The organism is Nonomuraea sp. NPDC023979 (assembly GCF_040639085.1).
Taxonomy (GTDB): domain Bacteria; phylum Actinomycetota; class Actinomycetes; order Streptosporangiales; family Streptosporangiaceae; genus Nonomuraea; species Nonomuraea ceibae.
Genome location: NZ_JBEZZG010000019.1, coordinates 158,871 through 169,069, shown reverse-complemented (window position 1 = coordinate 169,069; position 10,199 = coordinate 158,871). Strand labels below are relative to the sequence as shown.

8 protein-coding genes and 1 pseudogene are annotated in these 10,199 nt (G+C 71.9%); 2 read left to right on the top strand and 7 right to left on the bottom strand.

Going from position 1 to position 10,199, the window contains the following annotated elements; all coding sequences use genetic code 11:
• The first annotated feature begins 430 nt into the window (after positions 1-430).
• Together AB0G11_RS29635 and AB0G11_RS29630 are read left to right on the top strand one after the other, a co-directional pair.
• A complete protein-coding gene (locus AB0G11_RS29635) occupies positions 431-1,003 on the top strand; it encodes a tyrosine-type recombinase/integrase (RefSeq protein WP_357589884.1) in 573 nt (190 codons plus the stop codon).
• 440 nt (positions 1,004-1,443) lie between these two features.
• Positions 1,444-1,542, top strand: a pseudogene (locus AB0G11_RS29630) (IS5/IS1182 family transposase); the annotation flags it as partial.
• Between the two features lie 84 nt (positions 1,543-1,626).
• On the opposite strand, the gene AB0G11_RS29625 reads toward AB0G11_RS29630, so the two are convergent.
• From AB0G11_RS29625 to AB0G11_RS29595, 7 genes are all read right to left on the bottom strand, one after another.
• Positions 1,627-2,094 (bottom strand): hypothetical protein, encoded by a 468-nt coding sequence (locus tag AB0G11_RS29625; protein ID WP_219510511.1) that lies wholly within the window; start codon positions 2,092-2,094, stop codon positions 1,627-1,629.
• A 481-nt stretch (positions 2,095-2,575) separates the two neighbouring features.
• Entirely contained in the window at positions 2,576-2,860 is a 285-nt protein-coding gene (locus AB0G11_RS29620) for a hypothetical protein (protein ID WP_357589882.1), read from the bottom strand.
• Positions 2,861-3,049: 189 nt separating this feature from the next.
• Positions 3,050-5,029, bottom strand: a complete 1,980-nt coding sequence (locus AB0G11_RS29615; RefSeq protein ID WP_357589880.1) for an alpha/beta fold hydrolase — start codon at positions 5,027-5,029, stop codon at positions 3,050-3,052.
• Positions 5,026-6,801, bottom strand: coding sequence for an N-acetylglutaminylglutamine amidotransferase (locus AB0G11_RS29610; protein ID WP_357589878.1), 1,776 nt, complete (start codon positions 6,799-6,801; stop codon positions 5,026-5,028). The genes AB0G11_RS29615 and AB0G11_RS29610 overlap by 4 nt, the downstream gene beginning before the upstream one ends.
• Before the next feature lies 1 nt (position 6,802).
• The gene (locus AB0G11_RS29605; RefSeq protein ID WP_246646183.1) at positions 6,803-7,969 is read right to left on the bottom strand and encodes a glutamate--cysteine ligase; all 1,167 of its coding nucleotides are present in this window, start codon (positions 7,967-7,969) and stop codon (positions 6,803-6,805) included.
• Between the two features lie 26 nt (positions 7,970-7,995).
• On the bottom strand, positions 7,996-8,898 hold the full coding sequence (locus AB0G11_RS29600; RefSeq protein WP_357589876.1) for an FRG domain-containing protein: 903 nt from the start codon (positions 8,896-8,898) through the stop codon (positions 7,996-7,998).
• Positions 8,895-10,127, bottom strand: coding sequence for a PP2C family protein-serine/threonine phosphatase (locus AB0G11_RS29595; protein WP_308126024.1), 1,233 nt, complete (start codon positions 10,125-10,127; stop codon positions 8,895-8,897). Before AB0G11_RS29595 ends, AB0G11_RS29600 begins: the two co-directional genes overlap by 4 nt.
• Positions 10,128-10,199 lie beyond the last annotated feature (72 nt).

Below are 10,199 nucleotides of genomic sequence, written 5' to 3'. Positions count from 1 at the left end.
ATAGAACAGCACACGAAGCTCCTGGGGATGCTGTTGCTCTTGGTCGACAACGCATCTACCAGGGGCTTCTCTGCTTGTAGGTCAAGATCGAGAGCTTGCAACATGCTTGTGACCTGGCGCTTCAGGATGGAAATGGCTCAGTGAACCGTCACCCGGACCGCACGTGAGACCCACCCGCGCCGGCCACCGAGCCGGCCCGTCCGGCGCTACGCGCCCACAAACGCCGGCGCGCCGAATCGGGCGACCGCGGCCAGCGCGAGGCACCACCCATCACCATCGACGCGCTGCGCGCCATGGTGACCGCCTGCGATCTGAACGCGCCCGTCGGGCGGCGCGACCGGCTGCTGCCCGGCCTGGCCCTGATGGACAAGTTCCACACGATGCCCCCACGCCGATCCCCGCTATCGAGATCGTCATTAGGGGCGCAACTATGCCATATCGGGCTTTGGACATGCTGGCGTCTCGCGGGAGAACATCCACCTTGGCACCGCGTCGGGGGCGAAGACGTCCCGGCCCGCTGGACCGGAACTATTTGACGACAGGTTCGCGGACCGGGGGAATCCCCGACCGGGATCGCCCGAACTTGCGTCGAGAGCAAGGCTCCCATGACAGCCTCGAGGGCATCCGTCCGACACTCAGCACTACCTACCGCAGGGCGCTGCATCGCTCGCTGGAACGCTGTGACATCCAAGACGAGTACGGCCGGCCTGTTCACCTCACCCCGCACCAGTGGCGCCACACTTTCGGCACCATGTTGATCAACCGAGACGTGCCCCAAGAGGTCGTTCGCCGGCTCCTGGACCACGACTCTCACCTGATGACCGCACGCTACGCACCAGTGGCGCCACTGCCGACCGATCCTCGCCTGGGTTCGCGGCCGGCGTGGTCGCGAACCCAGGCTCGCTCGCAGCGTTCGCCGACCCCCAACTGGCCGGCGACAACGTCCAGGACCTCGTTCGGCACCTCCAGCCGCACCGGATGCGCCGGCCGCGATGCCCCATGATCAGGGCCATGTCCTCGTTGTCGAGGAAGAAGATCTTCTCCATCTCGGCCCGAGAGTGCGGACCGTCGGGCTGTCACATACTCGCGATGCTCACCCAGCATCACACCCGTAAAATGCCACACCCGGTCGGGCGGGTCGGTGAGGTGATTCAAGAGCGAACACCTATGAAACACCACTTACAGCCGGACGCGTAGAAGGCGAACGCTGTTTCATAGGTCAGTGCAAACATATAGCCGCCTGAAACACTTCTGTGGTGCGCGACGACGACTACCTCCATGTCGTTTTCCGAAGTGGGACAGCGTTCCTGTCCGCAGTCCTCTACACTCCGCATAAAGCTGTCGAAGGCGAGCCATCCGTGTCTACTGTCCTAATCGGGTGCGGATGAGGTGGTGTCGGGCTGGTGGAGGCGCGCCTCAGCGATCAGCGCCCCTGTTGCACGCTTCCGCCGCCTGCGTATCCGCTGAAAGGTGAGTGCCGCCATCCACGAGGCCTTCCTCAAGCTGGCCTGCGCGCTCATCTGCTGGCGGTGCCTCACTTGAGTGCGTTAGGCGCTCTTAGAGATCGCTCCCGATGCAGCAGCGGGTCTCCAGGTGAGCGGCCATGGAAAGTGCTGCTGGATGGACTTATGCCAGAACAGGAGCGGGGCGGGTACGGCGCTGATAGGAGCGGGTGCCCAATGCGAGGGCCAATCCGAGGCCCGCGAAGGCCAGTCCGCCCACGTAACCGACCCAGGGCGACCAGCCTTCCTCGACGGCCCTGAAGCCCACGGCCGAGGCGATCAAGGTGGCGGTGCCGTAGGGGGTGAGGATCAAGGCTCCTGCCCATCCCGGGACCAGCAGCAGCCGGCGCGGCAGCCGTTCGCCCCACGGGCGGGCCAGCGCGACCAGGAAGAGCACGCCCCCGAGGGCGCCCAGAGCGGTGAAGTCGATCCCGTGGCGTTCCAGCCAGACCAGGGCCTCGGGCGCGCCGTTGGCCAGCATCTCCGCCCCCAGGTCGCCGGCCGGTCGGCCGGCGTTCCCGCCGAAGGCCCAGTAGGTCTTCATGGCGATGTACGGGGTCAGAGCGGCGATTCCGAACCACGTTGATCTCATGCCCTCGATCATGGCGGTGCCACGGGGGACGCGCCTCACGCCTGGGAGCCAGGTGGCTCCCCCGCTGGGGGGATTGCACCGCGGTTGTTCTGGGGCCATTGACACGGGTCTTCCGGGAACTCCCAACGGGGCCGGCTCCCTGTGCTGGTCGGTCCAGCTCGACGGCCGACCCGGCCTGGTGGGATCGACAGGAGCTGGGAAGGAGTGCTCCGCTGCCATGGGGCCGACGAAGGATTGCCTCTGCGGCACCAATGCTCCCGGCCATGCGTTCTCTGTGGTCGTCATGGTTGGATCAACGGCTCCGACGTGGCCGCCGGACTCGCTCCTGGTGACGTCTACCAAGAGAACCCTTGGCCGCACACCAGGATCATCATGTCCGTCTATCTGGAGAAACTCGTTTTCGCTCCGCTCACAATCTCAGCGGGTGCAAAGACAGGCGCTCGAGTCGGCACGTCCGCCGGGCTTTTCGGTAAGGGGGAGATCAGGTTCGCCCCGGCGAAAGGCAGGCCCGACATGATTCCCGGATTCGGATGCAGTGGCCGACGACGCTCCCGGCCTCGTTGATCGCATTGCGGAGACCGTCCAGCGCATCGGCGGCATGGGACGGTACGTGCCTGATGGCGCGCCGCATCCGGTGCAGACCGATGACGTCATCAGCGGTCAGTACCCGGACGGACATGCCGCGGTGGGGTGGGGTGGACCAGCAGGCGTTCGTGCGAGGGGAGCCGGAAGCGCGCCAGTCGTAGCCGTCGAGCCAGTACGTCACCAGCCTGCGCATGGACGAGGGCGGCGGCCCGGCCTACCACTCGTGAGAGGTGACAGCGTCGGGGCAGCGGGTGTCGCGCAATCGGCGGCGCAGGTCGTCGGGGGCGGCCTGGAAGTCGATGGTGAAGGTGCGCATGGGTCCTCCCGGAGGTGAAGGGGTGTCACGAGTCACCGCAAGGGAGGGTCGCGGTCAGGCGCGGTCCGCGAAGGAGCCGAGGAGCTGGTGTTCGAGCCAGCCGGTGACCTTGCTGATGAACGCGACCCGGTTGGCGACCTGCCGGATGTGATGCCCCTCGTCGTCGAACAGCAGGCTGTCACAGGGCAGGCCGAGCGCCGCGGCGGCGGCCAGCACCTGTTCGGCCTGGTGGAAGGGGACGTTGGTGTCGTGGCGGCCGTGCACGACCAGGAGCGGGGCGCGCAGCCGGTCGAAGGCGCGCAGCGGCGACAGGGCGCGCAGCAGGTCCCGGTCGGTCTCGGGATGGCCGTACTCGCGGACGGCCGCCGCCGCGACCCACGGGTCGGTGCGTTCGTAGAAGGTGGCGAAGTCGGCCATGCCGCACACCTCGACCCCGGCCCGGAACAGCGCGGGATGGGCCACCAGGGCGGCGAGCGTGAGATAACCGCCGTACGACCAGCCCATGCAGGCGATCCGGGACGGGTCGGCGGCGCCCAGCCGGACGAGCTCGGCGACGCAGTCGGCCACGTCGTCGACGGCGCGGAAGCGGCGCTCGCGGTCGTCGGCCTCACGGAAGGCGCGCCCGTAGCCGCCGGAGCCGCGCACGTTCGGCGCGAACACGCCGATGCCGTGAGCGAGAAGATGCTGGTAGAGCGGGTTGTACGTGGGCCGTTCCTGGTCCTCGGGGCCGCCGTGCAGGTGGACGACGTACGGCGCGGCGCCCCGGGCCCGTGCGGGGCGATACAGCCAGGCGGCCAGGCCGAGGCCGTCGCGGGCCGGGAAGCGCACCGGCTCGGCCTCGACCGCTTCCGGCAGGCGTCCGGCGCCCGCGACGTGCTCGTACGCGCCGGTCTGCAGGTCGCACGCGTACACCTGGGACGGCTGGGCGGGGCCTTCGGCGGCGAGCACGGCCACGCCGCCGTCCAGAGAGACGCGGACGGAGGTGACGACGTCGGCGGGCAGCCCGGGCAGCGGGACGGTGAGCCCGGTGCGCGGGTCGAGGAGCTCCAGGCGGGAGCGGCCGTGCTCGTTCCACACCAGGACGGCGTGCCGGCCGTCGGCGCTGAGCGCGAACTGGTCCAGCTCCGCGTCCGCCCGCTCCGCCAGCACCTCCGGCTCCCCCAGCCCCCGCCGGATCCCCCCGCCCGAACCCTGCCAAAGACCGCCATCCGAACCACGCAGGAGAGCGCCGCCGGAGCCGTGCCGGAGGCCCCCGCCCGAGCCCGCCCAGAGGCCACCGCCAGAGCCGCCACCTGGGCCGCCACCTGGGCCGCCACCTGGGCCGCCATCGGGGCCGCCGAGGGTGCCCTGCCAGGGGCCCTCGTCGGATGCCTGCCACAGGCCGTCGCCGTGGACGGCCACCAGGGCGGTGCGGTCGCGGCCGGCGTCGGTGAGCAGGTAGGCCGTGTGCCCGTCCGGGGCGAGGATGCCGTAGTCGGTCGTCCCCGGCAGCCCCGCGAGCAGTTCGTGCTCACCACCCCCCGCGTGCCGCACCGACATGCGGCGCGCCCCGCGGGGCCCGTGCCGCAGCAGGACGGTGGCGTGGTCGCGGCTGACGGCGGCGGGCCGCAGCAGCGGGCCGGAGGCGACGATCTGGCGTCCGCCGGTGGCGGCGTCGACGATGACCGCGTCGGTGCGCCCGCCGGCGTGGGTCTCGGCGACCAGCAGGTCCTCGCCGCGTTCGGTCCATCGGATGAACACCGCAGACCCTCCCGGGGGCGCGGCGAGGGGCCGCAGGTCGCCGCCGTCCGGCCGTACGGTCCAGACCTCGGTGTGCTCGCCGCCGCCGGGGGCGAGCAGGACGGCCAGCCGCGCCCCGGTCGGCGCCCAGTGCACGTCGACGATGGGGTGGGGGCCGGTGGGGACGGGCCGGGGCTCGCCGCGCGCGGGCCGGATCCAGGCGCGCGGCGTGCCGTCGCGGTCGCTGCCGTAGACGACCGCCGAGCGGTCCGGGGCCGGGGCGGGCGCCCAGCAGGACCACGGGAGGTGGGTCACATGCCGTGCGCTTGCAGCCATAGTTCCAGCAGCCCGACCTGCCACAGCGTGTTGACGCCGGTGGCGGCCCGGTCGCGGCCGGGGTCGGCGAGCAGCCCGTCGACGTACTCGCGCCGGAACAGCCCGCGTGAGCGCGCCGCCTGGCTGGTCAGCGCGTCGCGCAGCAGGTCGAGGAGCGGCCCGTCGGGGTGGCGGACGGCGGGCACCGGGAAGTAGCCCTTGGGCCGGTCCACGACCTCGGCGGGCAGCAGCTTGCGGGCGGCGTCCTTGAGCACGCCCTTGCCGCCGCCGGCGAGTTTGAGCCCGGCGGGGCAGGCGGCGGCGAGTTCGACGAGTTCGTGGTCGAGGAAGGGCGTGCGCGCCTCCAGCCCGTGCGCCATCGTCATGTTGTCGACGCGTTTGACGGGGTCGTCGGCGAGCATCGCGGTGGTCTCCAGGCGCAGCACCGCGTCGAGCGCGGTCGCCGCGCCGGGCCGGTCCAGGTGGCGGCGGACGAACTCGCCGCTGACGTCGCGCTCGACGAGGTGCTCGGGCGCGAGGACGCGCGCCAGCTCGTCGTGCGGGCGGTCCCTGAAGGCGGCCAGGTACGTGTCCGCCGCCTGTTCGCGGGGCACCCCGGCCAGCGGCGGGAACCAGTCGTAGCCGGCGAACACCTCGTCGGCGCCCTGCCCGGACTGCACGACCTTGACGTGCCGGGACACCTCGCCGGACAGCAGGTGGAAGGCGACGCAGTCGTGGCTGACCATGGGCTCGCTCATCGCCGCAACCGCCCGTTCGATCCCGGACAGCAGCGCGGAGCCGGGCACGCGGATGCGGTGGTGGTCGGTGCCGAACCGCTGCGCCACCAGGTCGGAGTAGGCGAACTCGTCGCCGCTCTCGCCTGCGGCGGACTCGAAGCCGATGCTGAACGTGGCCAGCCCGGACTGTCCCTCCTCGGCGAGCAGGGCGACGATGAGGCTGGAGTCCAGCCCGCCGGACAGCAGCACGCCCACGGGCACGTCGGCGACCATCCGCCGCCGCACGGCGGTGCGCAGCGACTCCAGGACGGCCTCGCGCCACTCCCCGGCGTGCGGGGGCCGGTCGGCCGGCGTGTGGTCGGGCTCCCAGTAGCGCCGTTCGGTGACGGTCCCGTCGGCCTCGTAGGTGCGTACGGTGGCCGCCGGGAGCTTGCGGACCCCGGCCAGGATGGTGCGCTCGCCGGGCACCAGCGAGTGGAAGGTCATGTAGTGGTGCAGCGCGGCCCGGTCGATGGCGGTGTCGACGCCGCCGGTGGCGAGCAGGGCGGGCAGCGTGGAGGCGAAGCGCAGGCGGCGGCCGTCGGCGGCGAGGTAGAGCGGTTTGACGCCGAGCCGGTCGCGGGCCAGCGTGAGCCGGCCGCCGGCGCGCTCGGCGACGGCGAAGGCGAACATGCCGGCGAAGCGGTCCACGCACGCGGGCCCCCACCGGTGGTAGGCCTTGACCAGAACCTCGGTGTCGGAGCCGGAGAAGAACCGGTAGCCGGCGCGGCGCAGTTCGTCGCGCAGTTCGCGGTAGTTGTAGAGGCAGCCGTTGAAGACCGCCGCCAGGCCGAGTTCGGCGTCGACCATGGGCTGGGCGGCCTTCTCGGACAGGTCGATGATCTTCAGGCGGCGGTGCCCGAGCGCGATCGGGCCGCGTGACCACAGGCCGGAGCCGTCGGGGCCGCGCTCGTGCATGGCCTCGGTCATGCGGCCGACGGCGCCGAGGTCGGCCTTGTGCCCGTCGAAGCGGATCTCGCCGCTCAGCCCGCACACCTCAGGCCGCCGACGGGTAGCCGCGGCCGGTGGTCCAGCCTCCGGGTCTGGTCTCCTCCAGCAGCAGGTCGACGACGTCGGCGTGGGAGCCGCGGCGGGCGAAGGCGCGCCGCTGGCGCTGGGCCGAGCCGCCCCGGCCGAGGGCGTCGGCGGCCAGGGCGGAGACGAGTTCCCAGTCGCCGGCCGCCTCCAGGTGCGGGCGCAGCGCGGCGACCAGGCGGGTGACCACGTCGGCGGCCGGGGCGGGCACGCCTTCGACGGGGTCGACGAGCTCGCCCTCGAGGCCGGAGCGGGCGGCCTGCCAGCGCGCGGCGCGTACCGGGTCCAGCGGCACCTCACGGTCGGGGTCGTCGCCGATCTCGGCCAGCTCCCTGGCGACCAGGGCCCGGAACAGGCCGGCGATCAGCACGATGTCGTCGATGCGCGGGCAGGAGTCGCAGATGCGCAGCTCGACGGTGGGCACGTGGGCGGACGGGCGGATGTCGTAGTAGATCATGCCGGCGTCGCTGATCACGCCGGACCGGATCAGCTCGGCGAGCATCTCCTCGTATTCGGCGGCCGAGCCGAAGCGGGCCATCGGCCCGGTGGTGGGCCAGCGTTCCCACACGAGCGTGCGGTAGCTGGCGTAGCCGGTGTCGGCGCCGAGCCAGTACGGGGAGCTGGCGCTGAGCGCGAGCAGCGGCGGCAGCCAGGGCGCGAGCCGGTGCGCGACGGCGATCGCGAGGTCGCGGTCGGCGAGCTCGGCGTGCACCTGGGTGCCGCAGATGAGCTGCTCGCGGGTGAGGACCTGGTAGTCGTCGAGCATGCGCTCGTAGCGGGCCTCGGGCGAGATCTTCATCTGGTCCAGGTCGGCCAGCGGCACGCTCCCGGCGGCGACGATGCCGAGGCCGACCTCCTCGGCGGCGGCGATGGCGGTGCGGCGCATCGCGCCGAGGTCGCGGGCCAGGTCCTCCAGGGCGTGGCAGGGCCGGCTGTTGGCCTCCACGGTGGAGCGTTGCAACTCCTCGGTGAAGCGGTCGTCGGGCAGCATGTCGAGCAGGAGCACGGAGCGGGAGACGAGTTGCCGCGTGCGCGTGTCGACGATGTGGAACTCCTCCTCGACCCCGACCGCGATCCGCGACTCCGCCATGGCCACCACTCCCCCACGCTCGAACGTTTGACGGGTCATCTATCCAGAAATCGGGCCTTCGCACGTCAGCCGCCCATCCGGCCCTCTTCCTGCCGGTCGGCGTCCGCGCCGGACATGGAGGCGCCGCCCTGCGTGTCGTCCTCGGCGGTGCCGGGGGTGTAGTAGCGGCGCAGCCAGGCGGCGAGCCCGTCCAGGCCGGGCAGCAGCACGCGTTCGGTGACGCCGGCCTGGTCGAGCCGTTCGCGGACCTCCGCCTTGACCGCGGGCGGGAGCGTCCAGGCCCGCCACAGCTCGGGATGGTCCTCCAGCCACTCCTGCACCTGGAACTCGGGCCGGGACGTCACCGACAGCACCGACGACTGGTTGACCACGCGTTCGTCCAGCGACGGCGGCTCGAAGAAGGCGACGAACGGCTCGCCGGACAGCCGGTCGAAGCTCGGCAGGTCGCCCGCGACGGTGGCCAGCATCTCGGTGGTGAACAGCAGCGCGCCCTCCCGGTCGAGCTCGGCGCGCAGCGGCTCGGGCAGCAGCCGGTGCGCGCCGTGGCAGTCGACGCCGAGCAGGACGGCGTCGTCCCGCGGCCAGGACGCGGTGGCGAAGTGCAGCGCGACCAGCGGCGAGAACGTCCAGTCGAGCAGCCGGGTGGGCAGCCCGTGGTGCTGGCCGAGCGCCAGCCAGTCCCACACGGCCGGGCCGGGCCGCCGCCGGTGGGCGTACTTGCGGAAGTTGCGCACCAGGTGCGGTTCCAGCGCGGCGTAGTCGCCGCGCAGCCGCGACAGGCTCGACACGTGCGTGTACGAGGCGCGGGCCAGGCCGCGGAAGACCATGGAGGAATGCGCGTGCCCGGTGTCACGCGGCCTGCTGGCCTCGGCGATCGCGTCGTCGAGCTCCCGCCAGGACGACACCACATCGGTCTTCATTCCCGCCCCGCTGCCCTCCTCCGCCCCGGCCATGCGGGGCCCGTTCACGGCTCGCCCTTGACCGGGCAGGTGCCCACCCGGCCGTGCCACTCGGTGAGCAGCACGGTCGCGTCGTCCTGCAACTGGCCGTCATGGTGGTCCAGCACGTCCTTGATGAGGCGGCGCAGCGTCTCGGGCACCGGCAGGCGGGCCGCGCAGTGCCGCAGGATGAAGTCCACGAACCGGGCCACGCCGAACTCCTCGCCCTGGTTGCTGCCCGCCTCGACGATGCCGTCGGTGTACAGGAGCAGCCGGTCGCCGGGTTCGAGCTGTTCGCGGCAGACGGTGACGGGCAGGCCGAGGCCCAGGCCGAGCGGCGGCGTGGGCGGGCACTCCAGCGCCGTCACCCAGCGTCCGCCCCGGATGAGCACGGGCGGGTGGTGGCCGCGGTTGACCCAGGTGAGCATGCCGGTGCGCAGGTCGAAGTCGGCCATGATCGCGGTGACGAACCGGGCGGCCTCCCCGAACTCGCGCAGCAGCAGGTTCTCGATGCCCTCGCCGTTGCCGGCCAGGTCGGCGCCGTGGCGGCGCAGGTTGCGGCAGGTGGCCAGTGCCAGGTTCGCGGCCAGCCCGGCGGCCACGTCGTGGCCCATGGCGTCGAAGATGGCCAGGTGCACGACGTCGTCGGCCACGGCGTAGTCGAAGGCGTCGCCGCCGATCTCGTAGGCGGGCTCGAGCACCCCGGCGACCGTCACTTCGGCGTTGGCGAACGTCAGCGGCGGCATCAGGTGCCACAGCATCTCGGCGGCCACGTTCATCGGCCGTGAGCGCACCAGCCTGGGGTAGCAGTCGCTGTAGGAGCGTTTGCTGACCACGAGCAGCGCGACCATCGCCGACAGCGCCCGCACGTCGGCCTCCTCGACCGGCCGGCCGCCGCCCAGCAGGACGCGCAGCACGCCCAGCCGCTCGGCGCCGTTCAGCAGCGGCACCCACCAGCAGTCGAGGCCCCCCTCGCCGGGCTTGCGCAGGATGCGGACCTCCTGGAAGGCCCGCCCGCCGTAGGTGGCGTCGATGCGCAGCTCGGCGGGGGGCTTGTCATCAGGGCCCGGACCGGCCACGCCGCCGTTCTCGGCGAGCAGCCGCAGCGTGTTCTGCTGGAGGTCGGCCAGGTAGATCAGGCACTGCCGGATGCCGGCCCGGCGGGCGTACCGGTCCACCAGGCCGGGCAGGTGCTCCAGCGTCGCCTCCTGCCCGGCCTCCAGCAGACCGGCGAGCATGTCCCCGCAAGGGCTGTTCACAAAATGTCATTATTGACGGCCAAGCCATTTCAGCAGCTCAACGCCGTACAAAACATTTATTGACAGCCCCGG